The sequence below is a fragment of the Paenibacillus allorhizoplanae genome (genome assembly GCF_927798215.1).
Classification (GTDB): Bacteria; Bacillota; Bacilli; order Paenibacillales; family NBRC-103111; genus Paenibacillus_E; species Paenibacillus_E allorhizoplanae.
Genome location: NZ_CAKMMW010000005.1, coordinates 66,268 through 83,678, shown reverse-complemented (window position 1 = coordinate 83,678; position 17,411 = coordinate 66,268). Strand labels below are relative to the sequence as shown.

19 protein-coding genes are annotated in these 17,411 nt (G+C 44.8%); 1 reads left to right on the top strand and 18 read right to left on the bottom strand.

From position 1 onward, the window contains the following. Positions 1-4 precede the first annotated feature (4 nt). From hslV to L6I86_RS11095, 7 genes are all read right to left on the bottom strand, one after another. Positions 5-559 (bottom strand): ATP-dependent protease subunit HslV, encoded by a 555-nt coding sequence (hslV, locus tag L6I86_RS11125; RefSeq protein ID WP_056624901.1) that lies wholly within the window; start codon positions 557-559, stop codon positions 5-7. A 196-nt stretch (positions 560-755) separates the two neighbouring features. Further along, the gene (gene trmFO, locus L6I86_RS11120) at positions 756-2,072 is read right to left on the bottom strand and encodes an FADH(2)-oxidizing methylenetetrahydrofolate--tRNA-(uracil(54)-C(5))-methyltransferase TrmFO (RefSeq protein ID WP_056624898.1); all 1,317 of its coding nucleotides are present in this window, start codon (positions 2,070-2,072) and stop codon (positions 756-758) included. A gap of 12 nt (positions 2,073-2,084) precedes the next feature. Beyond that, the gene (topA, locus tag L6I86_RS11115; RefSeq protein WP_236287098.1) at positions 2,085-4,193 is read right to left on the bottom strand and encodes a type I DNA topoisomerase; all 2,109 of its coding nucleotides are present in this window, start codon (positions 4,191-4,193) and stop codon (positions 2,085-2,087) included. Between the two features lie 70 nt (positions 4,194-4,263). After that, on the bottom strand, positions 4,264-5,355 hold the full coding sequence (dprA, locus tag L6I86_RS11110) for a DNA-processing protein DprA (protein ID WP_236287096.1): 1,092 nt from the start codon (positions 5,353-5,355) through the stop codon (positions 4,264-4,266). Positions 5,356-5,470: 115 nt separating this feature from the next. Further along, on the bottom strand, positions 5,471-6,403 hold the full coding sequence (gene sucD / locus L6I86_RS11105) for a succinate--CoA ligase subunit alpha (protein WP_056624890.1): 933 nt from the start codon (positions 6,401-6,403) through the stop codon (positions 5,471-5,473). 50 nt (positions 6,404-6,453) lie between these two features. Next, positions 6,454-7,614, bottom strand: a complete 1,161-nt coding sequence (gene sucC / locus L6I86_RS11100; protein ID WP_056624886.1) for an ADP-forming succinate--CoA ligase subunit beta — start codon at positions 7,612-7,614, stop codon at positions 6,454-6,456. Positions 7,615-7,906: 292 nt separating this feature from the next. Next, positions 7,907-8,164, bottom strand: coding sequence for a hypothetical protein (locus L6I86_RS11095; RefSeq protein ID WP_056624884.1), 258 nt, complete (start codon positions 8,162-8,164; stop codon positions 7,907-7,909). Between the two features lie 194 nt (positions 8,165-8,358). On the opposite strand from L6I86_RS11095, the gene L6I86_RS11090 reads away from it, so the two are divergent. Next, the gene (locus L6I86_RS11090; RefSeq protein WP_236287094.1) at positions 8,359-9,930 is read left to right on the top strand and encodes a YifB family Mg chelatase-like AAA ATPase; all 1,572 of its coding nucleotides are present in this window, start codon (positions 8,359-8,361) and stop codon (positions 9,928-9,930) included. 65 nt (positions 9,931-9,995) lie between these two features. Here the strand turns inward: L6I86_RS11090 and L6I86_RS11085 are convergent, their stop codons facing one another. From L6I86_RS11085 to rpsP, 11 genes are all read right to left on the bottom strand, one after another. Next, entirely contained in the window at positions 9,996-10,373 is a 378-nt protein-coding gene (locus L6I86_RS11085) for a YraN family protein (RefSeq protein WP_236287092.1), read from the bottom strand. Next, positions 10,373-10,690: an EscU/YscU/HrcU family type III secretion system export apparatus switch protein gene (locus L6I86_RS11080; protein ID WP_236287090.1), complete on the bottom strand. Its 318-nt coding sequence runs from the start codon at positions 10,688-10,690 to the stop codon at positions 10,373-10,375. Before L6I86_RS11080 ends, L6I86_RS11085 begins: the two co-directional genes overlap by 1 nt. Further along, complete coding sequence (locus tag L6I86_RS11075; protein ID WP_236287088.1) at positions 10,687-12,534, bottom strand: hypothetical protein; 1,848 nt, start codon at positions 12,532-12,534, stop codon at positions 10,687-10,689. The genes L6I86_RS11080 and L6I86_RS11075 overlap by 4 nt, the downstream gene beginning before the upstream one ends. Positions 12,535-12,608: 74 nt before the next feature. Next, a complete protein-coding gene (locus L6I86_RS11070) occupies positions 12,609-13,256 on the bottom strand; it encodes a ribonuclease HII (protein WP_236287085.1) in 648 nt (215 codons plus the stop codon). A 137-nt stretch (positions 13,257-13,393) separates the two neighbouring features. Then, positions 13,394-14,257 carry a ribosome biogenesis GTPase YlqF gene (gene ylqF / locus L6I86_RS11065; protein WP_056624869.1) on the bottom strand — a complete coding sequence of 288 codons (864 nt, stop codon included), beginning with the start codon at positions 14,255-14,257 and terminating at the stop codon, positions 13,394-13,396. Between the two features lie 11 nt (positions 14,258-14,268). Further along, the gene (gene lepB / locus L6I86_RS11060; RefSeq protein WP_420851873.1) at positions 14,269-14,880 is read right to left on the bottom strand and encodes a signal peptidase I; all 612 of its coding nucleotides are present in this window, start codon (positions 14,878-14,880) and stop codon (positions 14,269-14,271) included. A 101-nt stretch (positions 14,881-14,981) separates the two neighbouring features. Continuing rightward, complete coding sequence (rplS, locus tag L6I86_RS11055) at positions 14,982-15,323, bottom strand: 50S ribosomal protein L19 (protein ID WP_028558249.1); 342 nt, start codon at positions 15,321-15,323, stop codon at positions 14,982-14,984. A 162-nt stretch (positions 15,324-15,485) separates the two neighbouring features. Beyond that, entirely contained in the window at positions 15,486-16,250 is a 765-nt protein-coding gene (trmD, locus tag L6I86_RS11050) for a tRNA (guanosine(37)-N1)-methyltransferase TrmD (RefSeq protein WP_236287083.1), read from the bottom strand. Continuing rightward, positions 16,247-16,762: a ribosome maturation factor RimM gene (rimM, locus tag L6I86_RS11045; protein ID WP_056625528.1), complete on the bottom strand. Its 516-nt coding sequence runs from the start codon at positions 16,760-16,762 to the stop codon at positions 16,247-16,249. Before rimM ends, trmD begins: the two co-directional genes overlap by 4 nt. A gap of 82 nt (positions 16,763-16,844) precedes the next feature. After that, positions 16,845-17,075 (bottom strand): KH domain-containing protein, encoded by a 231-nt coding sequence (locus tag L6I86_RS11040; RefSeq protein ID WP_028558246.1) that lies wholly within the window; start codon positions 17,073-17,075, stop codon positions 16,845-16,847. A gap of 26 nt (positions 17,076-17,101) precedes the next feature. After that, a complete protein-coding gene (rpsP, locus tag L6I86_RS11035; protein WP_028558245.1) occupies positions 17,102-17,374 on the bottom strand; it encodes a 30S ribosomal protein S16 in 273 nt (90 codons plus the stop codon). Positions 17,375-17,411: the final 37 nt, after the last annotated feature.

The window sequence follows — 17,411 nt, the reverse complement described above, 5'->3', positions numbered from 1 at the left end:
TAGTCTATTCAATCTCTTCAACAATAATATTATGGTTGGTAAACACACAAATTTCAGCTGCTGTCGTCAACGCCGCGTGGGCAATTTCCTTCGCACTAAGCTGAGGTGCATGTCGATGCAGCGCTCTACCTGCCGCGAGTGCAAAGCTCCCGCCAGAACCAATAGCCAAAATGCCATCATCGGGTTCAATGACTTCTCCATTACCGGACAGCAGTAAAAGTCCTGAAGCATCCATGACGATCATCATAGCTTCCAGTCTCCGCAGCACACGATCTTGACGCCAATCCTTCGTTAGCTCAACTGCAGCACGTTGAAGATTACCATGGTGTTCTTCCAGCTTGCCTTCAAACTTCTCAAAAAGCGTTATCGCATCAGCAACGGAACCGGCGAAACCAGCAATGACTTTCCCTCTATGTAAACGCCGTACTTTTTTGGCTGTGCTCTTCATGATCATACTATTGCCGAATGTCACTTGCCCGTCACCGGCAATAGCTCCCTTACCTTGATGACGAATTGCAAATATCGTTGTCGCATGAAACGTTGCTTGATTGGGTTCCATTTCGATTCACCCCTCTATAAGAATCAATTCCGTTAAGAGACCTCTCCATTGTCTATGGGTCGCAAAAATGAGAGAAACCTCTAGCGAGGTCTAAAGGTTGAGTAGACCGCATCTAGAGGTAAATGTATGATCAAACGAATGAAAAATGCAATAAAACATTAATTTATAGTAACACAGTGGATCATCACATGACAACTTATTCAGCGATTGTTTTCTCAAAATTCTGAATACTCTCTAGTGCGCGGTTTGCCAGCTTTTCGTATTTTTCTTTTTTGTTCCGAATACGCTCTGGCAGTGCAGGAAGTAAACCAAAATTAGCATTCATCGGCTGGAAATGTTTGAAGTCTGCAGTTGTAATATACTGTGCCATGCTTCCTAATGTCGTTTCAGCTGGCAAGACAACACAGTCTTGTCCTTTCGCCATTCGACCTGCATTCAGTCCAGCAATCAAGCCAGAAGCAGCCGATTCCACATACCCCTCCACACCTGTCATTTGACCTGCAAAGAATAGATTCTCACGACGTTTGTATTGATAAGTAGGTTCTAGCAGCTTCGGTGAGTTAATGAACGTATTGCGATGCATAACGCCATAACGGACGAACTCTGCTTGCTCTAGACCAGGGATAAGCTGAAGGACACGTTTCTGCTCCCCCCATTTCAAATGCGTTTGGAAACCTACCAGGTTGTATAAGGTACCCGCTGCATTATCTTGACGAAGCTGCACAACTGCATGTGGCATTTTACCCGTGTGCGGATTGATTAGCCCAACAGGCTTCATAGGTCCGAACAACACAGTTTGTTTACCGCGTTTCGCCATTACTTCTAAAGGCATACAGCCTTCAAAATAAATTTCTTTCTCAAATTCCTTTAATTCTGCTACTTCAGCTGTAATTAGAGCCTCGTAGAACACATTGAACTCTTCTTCCGTCATCGGACAGTTCAAGTATGCCGCTTCCCCTTTATCATAACGAGAAGCCAAGTACACCTTATTCATATCGATTGAATCTTTCTCAACAATTGGTGCTGCAGCATCATAAAAGTATAAATACTCTTCACCCATTAATGCTTTGAGTTCTGCAGCTAAATCTGGAGATGTCAGTGGCCCCGTGGCAACTACTGTGATTCCCTCAGGGAGTGTTTGAAGTTCTTCATTACGAACCTCAATCAATGGGTGATTACGTAATGTGTTAGTTACTGCTTGAGAGAATCCATCGCGGTCAACCGCTAAAGCGCCTCCAGCAGGTACTGCATGCTCGTCAGCACAAGCAAGAATGAGAGAGTCCATACGTCTCATCTCTTCTTTTAGAACACCTACTGCATTCGTTAGACCATTGGAGCGTAGAGAGTTGCTGCATACAAGTTCAGCGAACTGATCCGTTATATGAGCAGGAGTTTTCCTTACATTACGCATTTCATATAAAGTAACAGGCACGCCTTGACGGGCAATTTGCCATGCGGCTTCACTGCCTGCCAATCCTGCGCCGATGACTGTTACTCTTTGATTTTCTGGCAAAATCAGACACCTCTAATCTTTCATATCATCTGTGTGATCGGATTCGTCAAATGCTTCTTCCTTATGATCACATTGTGTACATTGAATCATAATCCCGTTCTTGCTTCTCTTCTCAATCATCATTGAGCTGCACGCTGGGCATGGTCGATTAACTGGTTTATCCCAGGAAACGAAATCACAGGTTGGATATTGATCACAGCCGTAGAATACGCGACCTTTCTTGCTTCTGCGCTCAACTATTTTACCTGTGTGACAAGTTGGGCAAGTAACGCCGATATCCTTAATGATCGGCTTCGTATTCCGGCAGTCAGGAAAACCTGAACATGCTAGGAATTTACCGAAGCGTCCCATTTTATAAACAAGATGCTTTCCGCATTTCTCACATATTTCATCCGAAACTTCATCTTGAATCTCAATTTCTTTCATTTCTTCTTCTGCAAACTCTAAACGCTTTTCAAAGGAAGTATAGAAAGTATCAAGTACTCGAACCCAATCCTCTTTCCCTTCCTCGACAAAGTCCAACTCTTCTTCCATATGAGCAGTGAACTCAATATCTAGAATTTCCGGGAAAAACTCTTGCATTAATTGGATCACGAGCTCGCCTAGCTCCGTCGGCACGAATTTCTTCTCTTCGATTGCCACATAGCCGCGCTTCTGTATCGTTTCTAGTGTAGGTGCGTAAGTACTTGGTCTCCCTATCCCCATTTCTTCAAGAGCGCGTACTAAACGTGCCTCTGTATACCTTGGAGGTGGTTGCGTAAAGTGCTGCTTCGGTTCTACACTTTGCTTCGGCAATGAATCGCCTTTTGACAGAGGAGGCAGCAATTTATCTTCTTCTGTCGTTCCGTCATCATTGCTTTCTACGTATACTTTCATGAACCCAGCGAATTTCATTTTGGATCCGTTCGCTCTAAATACGGTCTCTCCTGCGTTTAAATCAATCGTCATTGTATCCAAGATTGCGGACGCCATTTGGCTTGCAACAAAGCGATCCCACACGAGCTTGTACAAACGGTACTGATCTTTACTCAAGAACGTTTTCATTTGCTCAGGTTCACGCAGTACAGAAGTTGGTCGAATCCCTTCATGCGCATCCTGTGCATTCGCATTTTTTTTCAAATACTGACGAGGCGTTTCAGGGTAAAAAGTTGGACCGTATTTCGTCATAATAAAGTCTTTGGCTTCTTCTTGGGCAATCGGAGAAATCCGCGTAGAATCCGTACGCATATAGGTAATTAAACCGACGGTACCTTCTTTGCCTAAATCGATACCTTCATATAATTGCTGCGCCACAGACATCGTCTTGGAAGCACGGAAATTCAGTTTACGCGCCGCTTCCTGTTGCATCGAGCTTGTTATAAAAGGCGGGGAAGGGTTACGTTGGCGTTCTTTCTCTTTCACTTCTTTCACAATAAACGCTTCATTACCCATAGCAGCAAGAATCAAATCGACATCTTCTTGTGAGTGCAGTTCTTTTTTCTCACCATTATGACTATGATACTTAGCCTCAAATACCGTTTTACCTGCATCAAGAACTGCTGTAATCGACCAGTACTCTTCTGGCTCAAATGCTTTAATTTCATTCTCTCGGTCTTGAATTAACTTAACCGCTACCGATTGCACACGGCCTGCTGAAAGTCCTTTCTTCACTTTTTTCCAAAGTAAAGGACTGATTTTGTAGCCAACAAGTCGATCCAAAATTCGACGTGCTTGCTGGGCATTTACTAAATCTTGATTAATACGTCTAGGCGTTTTAAAGGCATCCTTAACGGCTTCTTTCGTAATCTCATTAAATACAACACGACAAAGTTCATCTGGACCCACGTCGAGATAATGAGCTAAATGCCAAGCAATCGCTTCACCTTCGCGATCCGGATCCGCCGCTAGATATATTTTTTTCACTTTTTTGCTTGCGTCTTTGAGTTCTTTAAGGATAGAACCCTTTCCACGAATCGTTATGTATTTAGGCTCAAAGTTACGATCGACTTCTACGCCAATTTGGCTTTTCGGAAGGTCGCGAATATGACCCATCGATGCTTTCACGATGAACTTACTGCCTAAATATTTGCCGATGGTTTTGGCTTTTGCTGGTGACTCTACAATGACTAACGAATCTGCCATGGTTCGTCCTTCCTCCCCTCTTGGTTTCAAGGTAAGTTTACTTGGCGAGAAGCAAAACTTCGTGATTAGCCTATGCTCGAATGTATGTTGAACCCGGAAGCTGTTTAATCGCCTTTTTCAATACCAAAGATAACAGAACTCCATGCAAATGTCCAAACGTAAATTGCGTCTCTTCTAATAGAGTGTCAATTGAGACTGGATCATCTGACAGCTTTCGTACAATTTCGACCTCATCTTCAGTGAAAATGAAAGTCGCTTTTTGCTGTAAAGCAACATTTATTTCATCTACATTTATAATGTGTTTATACTCTTCGACAATCTCTTCCACACAGGTGACTAATTTCGCGCCATCCTTCAAAAGCTTGTGAACTCCGCTGCTTTGTCGTGAGTTAATTGGACCCGGGACCGCGAAAACATCCCGTGAAGCATCTAATGCACATTCAACTGTGATTAATGACCCACTGTCTTCTGCTGCCTCTACAACCGTAACACCCAATGATAATCCAGCGATAATTCGATTCCTCTGCGGAAACATGCCTGGCCTCATCCCTGTACCAATTGGATATTCTGAAATAATCACACCTTGCTGCTCAATGTGGCGAAATAACAAAGCATTCTCTCGTGGATAGATCGCATTGATCGCACATCCAAGCACGGCCACCGTCTTCGATTTCCCTTGCAGCGCACCAATATGCGCCTTACTGTCTATTCCTCTTGCTAACCCGCTTACAATCCCAAATCCTGCTCTCGAAAGTGAAGCTGCCCACTCTTCAGCAATTTTCTTCCCATACAGCGTAGGTGTTCGGGTACCCACAATACCAAGCAAACGACCATGTAAGATCGAGGGATCGCCTTTCACATATAAGATCCATGGTGGTTGTGCAATTTCTTGCAGGATTGACGGATAATCCTCATCGAAACGAGTCATGATTCGAATGGCTTGACTTTTATATTGGTGTATCTTTTGTTCAACAAACGCAGGTGTTAATCGTGTCGCAATGGATTCTGCTATCGTCCTCCGGATTCCACATGAGGCGATCTCACCTGCTGTCAGCCCGGTTAATACACTTAGTTCAGGGAAACGGCTTAAGAGTTGGTGAATCGTTTTCCACCCTATCCCCTCAAGCTCGTGCAAGCCAATTAAACAGTTTCGATTATCCATTAGTATATACACTCCTTCCATGAATGACAAATCTATGCATCTTGCTGAAAATAAAAAAACCTCCCAAATCCCAAATAAGGGAAATGGAAGGTTGCTTACCTTCGTGAAACGAAGCTTATTTTTTTGTGATAACTTTATCAAGCATACCTTTTTCTTCAAGTACGCTAACAAGTGTTGAACCCATTTCGGATGGTGTAGCCGCTACGCGAATACCGCATCTTTCCATAGTTGCAACTTTCTCTGCCGCCGTACCTTTACCACCAGAAATGATGGCACCAGCATGGCCCATACGTTTTCCTGGAGGAGCTGTTTTACCGCCGATGAAACCAACGACAGGTTTTGTCATGTTTGCCGCAACCCACTCCGCTGCTTCTTCTTCAGCCGTTCCGCCGATTTCACCGATCATGATAACAGCGTACGTATCTGGATCTTCGTTAAAACGTTTAAGGATGTCGATAAACTCGGATCCTTTAACTGGATCTCCACCGATACCAACTGCGGAGGATTGTCCAATTCCACGAGTTGTCAATTGGTGAACAGCCTCGTAAGTCAATGTTCCGGAACGCGAAACAACACCTACGTGACCTGGTGTATGAATGTATCCTGGCATAATACCAATTTTGCACTCGCCTGGTGTAATAACACCTGGGCAGTTTGGTCCGATAAGAACGGTATTTTTACCTTCTAGGTAACGCTTAACGCGTACCATGTCAAGTACAGGAATACCTTCTGTGATACAGATAACCAATTCAAGCTCAGCTTCAATCGCTTCGATGATGGATTCTGCTGCGAATGCTGGTGGTACATAAATAACGGATGCAGTTGCACCTGTTGCGTTTTTAGCTTCTACAACGGAGTTGAAAACTGGCAGCTTAACAAGCTCACCATTTTCCAAAGTAATATCTACTGTTGTGCCGCCTTTACCAGGAGTTACGCCACCCACCATTTGCGTGCCGTAGTCCAGACCGCCTTTGGTATGAAACAAACCCGTAGCGCCGGTAATCCCTTGAGTAATGACTTTAGTATCTTTATTGACCAAAATACTCATGATCGATTGTTCACATCCCTTATATATTTTCCAAACCGCTCAGGTTTGATTTATTTAACAAGTGCAACGATTTTTTGCGCGCCATCCGCCATGGAATCAGCAGCAACAATGTTCAAGCCGGATTCGTTAAGAAGCTTTTTACCAAGCTCCACGTTAGTTCCTTCAAGACGAACTACGAGTGGACGCGAAAGTCCTAGCTCTCTTGCAGCAGCTACAACACCTTCAGCGATAACGTCACAACGCATGATACCACCGAAAATGTTAACGAAAATCCCTTTAACTTGTTCATCGGAAAGAATGATTTTGAAAGCTTCAGTAACTTTCTCTTTCGTAGCACCGCCCCCTACGTCTAGGAAGTTAGCAGGGTCTCCGCCGTAGTGCTTGATAATGTCCATAGTGGCCATAGCAAGTCCTGCGCCGTTAACCATACAACCGATGTTTCCATCAAGAGCGATGTAGCTTAGGTCATATTTGGAAGCTTGGATTTCTTTCGCATCTTCTTCTTCAAGGTCACGAAGTTCAACGATGTCTTTGTGACGGAAAAGAGCGTTAGAATCAAAGTTTAATTTCGCATCAAGTGCCATAACGTCGCCAGAGCCAGTTACAACCAATGGGTTGATTTCAGCAATGGAAGCGTCTTTCTCAACGAATGCTTTGTAAAGAGCAAGCATGAACTTAACTGCTTTGTTTACAAGTTCATTCGGGATGTTGATTGCATAAGCAAGTCTACGTGCTTGGAAAGATTGAAGACCTATTGCTGGGTCAACCACTTCTTTGAAAATTTTCTCAGGAGAGTGCTCAGCTACTTCTTCAATTTCTGTACCGCCTTCTTCGGAAGCCATCAAAACGACGCTGCCCGTTGCACGGTCAACAACAACACCTACGTAATATTCTTTCTTAATGTCACAGCCCTCTTCGATCAAAAGGCGTTTAACTTCTTTACCTTCTGGACCTGTTTGGTGAGTGACAAGTACTTTACCTAGAATTTCGCTAGCATATGTACGAACTTCATCGAGGCTTTTGGCTACCTTTACGCCGCCTGCTTTACCGCGACCACCGGCATGAATTTGTGCCTTTACAACGACAACGGATGTTCCAAGTTCTTTTGCTGCTTCAACTGCCTCATCAACAGTAAATGCAACCTTTCCGTTAGGAACGCTGACTCCGTACTGTCTCAGGACTTCTTTGCCTTGATACTCATGGATATTCATTTCCTAAATCCTCCTATCAGTATGGACTTTCTATACGTGCTATACAGGGAAAAGTGTAATTTCCAATTGACGTTGTGCACGAGAAACTATCTTGCTACCGGAATTAGTATCACACTTCTTCGCAAGCCCTAACCATTGTATCACATTATTTTCGACAGTTTCTTTATTTTTTTCGTGAATCCCTTCAAATTTTCCTTTCACACTGAAAAAATTTAACTATCACGTCACAAATAATTACAAATAAAAAAACGTATTTCTCATGTACTGAAAAATACGTCTTGCTTCAACTTGATTAATAGAACGATGTTGGTGTTGTATTTACCCGTGGTTCACGCTCTGCTTGCTTAATAAAACGCATCTCATTCGCTGAAAAGTTACAGATTAAGCACTGAATCGTTGGCTCAGGCTCTGGAATAACGCCAGGATCATGGAATTCAGTAATATTCCCAGAAAGTGCATCCTTTAGAAAAGACTGCGAATAGCTCGTGATTACATTAAATTTAATGCGATTTGAACGGCAATTGGGACAAAAATATGGTTTTTCCTGCATATCATCACCTCATCTTCCAGTATGTGCATGTCGCACATTTTTAAAACGTGATCATCGATCGACAACATTTGCTTAATTTTACCAATTGCGATTATAATAAAAGAAATTAATCGGATCAATGAGGAAGCACCTTTTGTCCAATTCGAAACTCAGTTCTTGCGACTGTGAATTTCATGGAGAAGAAGGTGTTTTTTATGTATGGCAAAGTTATGAGTGCTTGTTTACAAGGAATTGAAGGGCGTACGATCGAAGTAGAAGTCGATATTTCGAGCGGATTACCTCAGATCAACCTAGTTGGACTTCCTGATTCAGCGATTCGTGAGTCCGTGGAACGCGTACGTTCATCGATTAAAAATTGTGGTTTCACTTTCCCTATGGACCGAATTACGGTAAATCTCGCTCCAGCTGACTTACGCAAGGAAGGATCGTCTTTCGATCTTGCGATTGCTGTTGGTATTCTCATTACGACAGTCCAAGTGCATGTTGAAGACTCCGCTTCCACCTTATTTCTAGGTGAACTAGCGCTAGACGGTTCACTTCGTCCTATTCCCGGTGTTCTATCTATGGTCCATGCAGCCAAGCAGATGGGGATTAAGCGAGTTTGTCTATCAACAGCGAACGCGCAAGAAGCTGCTTTAATCGAAGGCGTTGAGGTTTGTATCATTACGAATCTATCTGATTTCAAAAATTGGAACAAACGTTCTCGCTTCGAATTTATTTATCAAGCCCCTGAGCATGAATCAATTGAGCTTTCTAAATTAGCTACAAGTCCCCCTGGATATGTTGAAGATTATGCTGACGTTAATGGACAACACCAGGTAAAGCGCGCCATGATGATCGCTGCCGCTGGCATGCACAATTTACTTCTCCTTGGACCTCCAGGTACTGGAAAAACGATGCTTATCAAACGTCTGCCTTCCATACTGCCGCCTTTAACAGACCGGGAAGCACTCGAAGTTACGAAGATTTATAGCGCTTCTGGCAAGCTGATAGACCGTAGCACATTGATGCGTGCAAGATCGTTCCGCGCCCCACACCACTCCATCTCAGCTGCAGGACTCGTCGGTGGTGGAACTATCCCTAAACCTGGTGAGGTGAGTTTATCTCATCGAGGTATTCTCTTCTTAGACGAGCTTCCGGAATTTACACGAAATGCACTTGAGGTACTCAGGCAGCCCCTTGAAGATCGCTACGTCATGATTGCCAGAGCAAGAGCTGTGTACACATTTCCTTCCCATTTTATATTAGCCGCAGCAATGAACCCTTGCCCGTGTGGCTATTATGGTGCCGAAACAGAAGCTAATGCTTGCATTTGCAGTCCCGCTAAAATCGTTCACTATCGCTCCAAAATTTCTGGTCCGCTTCTCGATCGCATTGATCTCCATGTTGAAGTTCCAAAACCCAGCTATGTCCAACTGAAAGACAACGTTTCTAATTTGTCGTCAAGTGAAATGCGAGCTAGAGTCATGCAGGCCCATATGCGACAGCTGCAGCGTTATGCTGGAACAGAGATTCAGCATAATAATGAATTGAGTGGAAGACTAATGCGGGAAATTTGTCAATTAACACCTGAATGCGATCAGCTACTGCGTACTTCATTTGACGCATTGGGCTTAAGTGCACGCGCGCATGATCGAATTTTACGGCTTGCGCTCACGATTTCGGATCTTGACAGTTGTGATCGCATTCTTCCCGCTCATCTTGCAGAAGCTATTCAATATCGGAATTTAGATAAAAACCACCGCATTGATGAAATTGTGATCTAAGAAAAATTTTTATACAGGACGTTGAATACTAAAAGCCCTTTGACTCGTCAATAGCTAACTGACTGTCAAAAGGCTTGTTGTATATGTATGATTTTCGAATCCGTGTTACTTTCCGACATTTCAACTGCGATAACATCGAATTGGATCGATTGCTCATATTTATGAAAGCGATGCATATAAAATTGTGCAATTTCACGAACCTTCGCCTGCTTGCGGTAGTCCACCGATTCTTTGGCCGTACCGAATCTATTAGACGGACGTCTTGTTCTCACCTCAATAAAAATGAGCTTATTCGACTTCTCTGCAATGATATCGATCTCGCCAGAACGACAGCGCCAATTCCTCTCAACAATCTGATACTCCTGCTCTAGGAGATAATTGAACGCCAGTTCCTCACCTTGTTTTCCCAACATTTTGCGATCATCTTTATAAAATTTGTTCATCAATCTAGGTCTCGCGATGGTTTCATACGCTGATCAGATCGATAAATAAAACTTAGCACTTCAGCTACTAATTGATAAAGCTCTGGAGGTATTTCTTGATCCAAATCAAGTTTGGATAGCACTTCAACTAACGATTTATCCTCTTGAATCGGAATACCGCTTTCCTTCGCCTTTTGCAAAATAGCTTCAGCCATATGCCCTTTCCCTTTGGCAATGAGGGTTGGGGCTTTCTGTGCCTCTGGTGAATAGCGCAGCGCTACTGCCTTCTTGATCGGGGTAAGCTGTGATTCCTCGGGCGTTTTATTGGGGGGACTCATGCGCGAACATCAACCCCTTTATACGTTCTCGGGCGGTAAAGCTCACTTAAATCCACGCGACCATCCAAAGATCCTATTTTAGTTCCCTCTTCCTTACCTTCTTGAATGTCAGGAGGCTTAGGGTATGGCGAACATTTTAACGAAATAAACTGATAACCCACACGATTCATGGCAGTAGCAATCTCATCTTTGGATGACTCCATCAAACCAGCTAGAGCCGGATGATCATTGTGAATAGTTAAAGAAACAATTTTGTTCACTACTTGAACATCGAGTAATGTGTTACCCATTACCTTCATCTGAAGATCAAACAAAAGACGACAGTTACTCGCATCTACCTCGCCACGACTTCCTTTGCGGGATTGAATATGAATAGCTGCTGTTTGTTGACCCGTGTTGTCCAGGAAGGGCACGAACATTGTCATTTGCGTAAACATGGCATTCTTGTCATTCGTCAGCATAAGTTGCTGCCCCGTTATTTGACTAACCGCTTGTTGTGCCGCTTCTTTCAGCGGCGCTGGTGTATCGTCTGATGCTGTGAGTTGAAGTAAAAGGCTTTTCAACGTTTCGGTGGCTGGCTTCGCGCTATCACCTTGTTGATCGTTAGAAGAGTGGGTGCTAATTAGCGAAAAGGAGTCATCCGTCGCTTGTTGGCGCACTGGGACAGGATTGCCGCGCTCGTCAAGCTTGGCGGCAACATGTGATTCATGCTCAACGCCAACGGCTTTGAGCATCTTGCTGATCCAGTTGGTCTCTTGATCAGCCTTGGGCGTCTCTTGAGGCGCACTAACTTGCGCCTCTCTAGGGGCAAGCCCGCCCTCCTGCTTCGCAGGCGGGGCTTGGACTGGCGCTGGCGAACCCGCTTGCAGCGGTTCGCCTTGCCGTACAGGCTCAGCGCTGCGCGCCTGAGCCACGTGCACGTCGGCCGCCGGCTTCGCCGAGGCGGCCAATGTCGCCGCGCCAGCAGCTTGCGGCGCTGGAGGGGCTTCTTCGCCCGCTGCTGATGCGGCGGGCGGGGCTGCACCAGCAGCGGCTGTAGGCTCGCTGCCACGCGGCGCAGCCGCGGTAGTGCCACCAGCCTGCGTAGCAGCTGGTGGTGCACTGCCCGCCTGCGGCGGCACAGCCGCAGGCACTTCCGCGGCGGAGGCTGGCGCAGCCGGCTCCGCAGGACGCACAGCTGCGGCGGTAGCGCGCAGCTCCTTGAGCAGCGACACAACCTGCTTGGCGGTTTCCGCCGCAGGGTGTGTCGGGTCTTGCTCAAGCAGCGCGTTCGCCTGCTGCTCGAGCTTCTCTAACACCTGGCCCGCCGGAGGGCCGGTCGTCACTTGCCTTATGGCATCTACTGTCGCAGGTGTAAGCGGCAGCCCCCTTTTCGAGGCTAATACAGCCGCTTGCAGCCACTCTTCCTTACCCACCCCCTGCGGCATCTCACGCAACACAGACTCAAATGCCTTAACATTTTCCTTGGACACGGGAATGCCTTCTTGCTGTATCTGCTGAACCATTTGACGATTGCTTGCCGTATCTTTTATCTCAAAAGCCTTCAAAAGTTCCCCGAGCGAGTCATCCGCGATCTGCACATCGGAAGCAACAAGCGGCTTTAAAATAATCTGACCGCCCTTAGATTCTGGCTGCACTTGCAGCATGGTAACATCCCCCTGCTTAAGAGGGGTTTCTAGCTTTGCACGAACTTGCGTGCCACCTATATTCACTAGTGCTTCTTGATCACTTAGGAGCTGAAGCACTACACCTTTGACAATTTGTCCTACCTTTAATTCGAGCGTCTTCGGATCAGCTGCCGTTAAATCCCCGATTAAGTTACGAATTAATCCACTTATATTCATACAGCTCACCTCAAATCTGATTACACGTATGTATATTATCGGCGTCAGTTGCCGTTTTCGTTACATCTTAATATTTAAATGAAATCGAATAAGAGCTGTTCCGTTTGCGGTTCATTTTCAAGCGCTTCAAGCTGAGCCATAATTTTACGAATAAATAATTTCCTATGTAGCGGCGTAGGCCCGTATCTCAAGAGCATCTCTCGATGGTGTTTTGTCGCATAACCTTTATGTACGGCTATTCCGTATTCTGGATATTGCTCCTCCCATTCTGCACACATACGATCTCTCGTCACTTTGGCGATGATAGAAGCAGCAGCAATAGATTGACTTAACGCATCGCCATGAATGATGGCCGATTGAGGTAGCTCTATGTCCACATTTTCGGCATCAACGAGTAAATAATCCGGTAATTGATCCAGTTTCTCTACCGCTTGCTTCATCGCTAGTCTTGATGCTTGTTTGATATTCAATACTTCTATGTCATCCACGCTGACAATGCCAATACCAACCGATATAGCCTCATTCATTATCTGATCAAAAAGCAGTTCGCGCTTCTTTTCTGACAGCTTCTTGGAATCATTTACACCTTCAAGCACATGTCCCATCGGAAGAATAACCGCAGCAGCCACAACATCCCCAAATAAGCACCCGCGACCAACCTCATCAATACCTGCTATCGCCGTGAAACCTTGTTGCCATATGTCTTTTTCATGTTCTAGCACGTATTATGCCCCTTTCCTATGCCTTCATTATATAGGATCGTCACTTCGTCAAGCCACACCCATTTTTTTCAACTTTGTATCCACAAAAAAAAGAAAAACCCAAGGCTCAGCCCCAGGTTCTTCCTGATTCATCATTATTAAAATGGTCGTTCCAATGAAATACGGCCCATTTTCCCAGCCCTCAGATCACGAATAATAATGAGGGAAGCTTTGTCCAAATCGACTTTCCCCCCGCTCACAATAGCGCCGCGCTTACGCCCAATCGCTTCCATGACCTTCACCATTTCTTGAATGTTATCCATATCTTCCGGTAGTTCCTGAACACCAAAGCGTTCCTGGATACCAGCGCCATAATGCTGAACCATATATTTAATGGTAAACAAAGCTACGTCATCTAAATGCAGAAGCTCTTCCTTGATGGCCCCAGTTGCAGCCAAACGCATGCCAACCATCTGGTCTTCAAATTTAGGCCACAAAATCCCCGGTGTATCCAATAGATCCATCTCGGTGCCTACCTTGATCCATTGCTGACCTTTGGTCACACCTGGCTTATCGCCGGTAGCAGCAATTTTCTTTCCTGCTAACTGATTAATCAGTGTGGACTTACCGACATTCGGAATCCCAACAATGAGCGCTCTAATCGCACGGGGATTAATCCCTTTACGCAGCATCGTCTCAATTTTATGAGCCCATAGCTGTTTGACGCGAGGCAAAATCTCCTTGACATGCGTTCCGTTCGCAGCGTCAATTGGCAAGGCGGGTAAGCCTTGATCAGCAAAATATTTCACCCATTCTGCCGTCACTTGTGGGTCAGCCAGATCGTTCTTATTGAGCAATACGAGACGTGGCTTGCCTTTCAAAATCTCATCAACCATCGGGTTCCGGCTGGAAAGCGGGATTCGGGCATCCAAGAGCTCAATCACGACGTCAATTAGTTTAAGCTTTTCCTCGATCTGTCTGCGAGCCTTGGTCATGTGACCGGGAAACCATTGAATGGTCATTTCTCTTCACCTCAAAAATGTATGAAACTAATTTTCTTCACCGGCCAGAAAATCACTTCTGCACGGCCTACGATTTTATTGTAAGGCACAAAGCCAACACTTTTCGTACGACTATCTTTGGAATTCGGCCGATTATCCCCCATGGCAAAAATCTCGCCTTCCGGCACTTTCGTTTCCGGGAAATCCAGTAATGTATTGTAAGGATGGCCTTCTTTAACCGCTTGATCAATGGCAGATTGAATAAAAGGTTGGGCCAGTTCTTCACCGTTAATGTACACCTTGTCCCCAACTACCTTCACAGTTTCTCCAGGTAGGGCGATGACACGCTTAATATAATCTTTGCCTTCAGGTGCGTGGAAAACGATGACTTCGCCTCGCTTTGGATCACGAATATCGTACACAATTTTATTGACGATCAATCGCTCTCCCGTGAAGAAATTCGGATGCATGGAATCTCCATCAACAATAAATGGGGAGAAGAGGAACCAACGAATAATAATAACAAGCACACCTGCGATTACTAACGCTTTAATCCATTCCCACGTTTCACTTTTTGTTTGCACGGTCTTTGCTGGAGTAGCACTGATCGGCTGATTGGGTTGCATTTGATCGTTATGTTCCATCACTGACGGCCTCTCTTCCAGTTTTGGTATGATCTCTATTATATCCTATTATGTACAGAAAAAATGAAAAGGAGACTTGACTGAACAAGCCCCCCATTTTACTATCGAATTTCTTTAATTCTTGCTGCTTTACCACGAAGACCACGCAGATAATAAAGTTTCGCACGACGAACTTTACCACGGCGAGCCACTTCAATCTTGTCAATCTTCGGAGAATGGAATGGGAAAGTTCTTTCCACACCCACACCGTAAGAAATTTTACGAACTGTAAACGTTTCGCTGATTCCACCGCCGTGGCGTTTAATAACAACACCTTCGAACAGCTGAATACGCTCACGTGTACCCTCGATAACTTTTACGTGTACTTTAAGTGTGTCTCCTGGACGGAAATTAGGAATATCCGTACGGAGTTGCTCTTTCGTAATCTCTTGAATAAGATTCATAGTTGACTCCCTCCTTCCACACAGGTGTTCATTCCGCTAATAGTTAGTAATATCTAAGTTGTTATGCGTAGAGGACCACCAGACTCGAACTGTTGAAAAAATCACAACAGAATATATAATATCATAGTCCCAAGATTAATTCAATAGAGAAGATTCCGAGGACTATATATTTTGTTCTTGCTTTTGCTTTTTCCACTCCGCCAACCATAGTTTCTCCTCTTTGGACAACACTCTGCCCTCAAGCAAATCAGGCCGGCGCTCTAAGGTGCGGATGAGTGACTCTTTGTTTCGCCATTTTTTCACATTGGCATGGTGTCCAGATAAAAGCATTTCGGGAACTTCCCAATCTCTGAATTTGGCAGGGCGTGTATAATGAGGATACTCCAGAAGTCCCGTTGAGAAAGAATCCGTCACAGCAGACATCTCATTCCCTAGTACCCCAGGTAGAAGCCTCACTACGCTGTCTATAATGACCATAGCGGGTATTTCACCACCGGTTAGTACATAATCACCAACAGACAGCTCGTCCGTCACTAGGTACTGCCTAATCCGCTCATCATAGCCCTCATAGTGACCACAAATAAACACAAGATGTTCTTCACCAGCTAGCTCTTCCGCTTTCTTCTGGGTGAAAGTCTCCCCTTGCGGACATAACAGGATGACCCGCGGCTTTATAGCTACTCCTTCAGCTGTTTGATGCGTTGGCAAATCTTCGACAGCACCAAAAATTGGTTCTGGCTTCAGCACCATGCCCCCACCACCGCCATAAGGGTAATCGTCAACTGTATTATGCTTGTTCGTTGAATAATCCCGAAAATTAACCGTGCTGAGCGAAACGATTCCTTTATCACGCGCTTTCCCTAAAATACTGGAAGCGAACACGCCTTCAAACATTTCTGGGAATAAAGTTAAGACATCAACTCTCATTCCAATAACCCTTCCATCAGATGGATCCGAATTGTTTTGTTCGGAATATCAACTTTTAGAATGACATCATCTATCACGGGAAGTAATAGCTGCTTACCCTTAGGTAAAGAAACCACCCAGACATCATTTGCTCCTGGTGTTAGTATTTCAGAGATCAGTCCCAGCTCTTGCTCATCTTCTGTAACGACTTTACAGCCGATGATTTCGTGATAATAATACTCTCCCTCTTCCAGCGGCTTTTGATCCTTAGCCTCAATCTTAAGCAAGGAGCCTTTAAATTTCTCAACATCATTAATATTCGAGAATTGACTGAACAGGACAATAAATACGTTTTTATGTAAGCGGGACGTTTTCACCGTCACCGGCGTTTGCTTATTTTGAGAGTCTACAATGATTAATGAATTTCCCACATCGAACCGTTCTGGAAAATCTGTTTCAGGTACGATTTTTAGCTCTCCACGTATCCCATGGCTATTTACGACTTTACCAACCGTCACTAATTTTTCCGTCATATGTGCTTGCCCAACCTCCACATTAAATTACCTTCTTTTCATATGCGAAAAAAGGCTAGGAATTAAATCCTAACCTCATTTCTTATGAAACGATTTCTACGGCTACCCGCTTCGTTTCTTTCACAGCTGCCGACGTGACAACTGTACGGAGCGATTTCGCAATCTTGCCTTGCTTGCCAATCACTTTACCGACATCGTCGGGATGAACAGAAAGCCTGTACTCGATCTTGTCCTCTTTCTCCACCACAGCGACACGTACTTCTTCCGGATGATCGACAAGAGCCTTAGCAATAACGGTGATAAGATCCTTCATGAACCCACCCTCCGAAAGATAACAGATTACTTCTGTAATTTCAGCTCGTGAAACTTAGTCATCAAACCTGCTTTTGAGAACAGGCTGCGAACTGTATCGGACGGTTGAGCGCCAGTTTGAAGCCATTTAAGCGCTTTTTCCTCATCAAGAACCACAGCTGCTGGTTCAGCAATTGGATTATAAGTACCGATTTCTTCGATAAAACGACCATCACGCGGGGAACGGGAATCCGAAACCACGACACGGTAGAAAGGAGCTTTATGAGCGCCTACACGTTTAAGACGAATACGTACTGCCATTGAAAAATCACCTCCTACTTAGAATAAACACCATTAT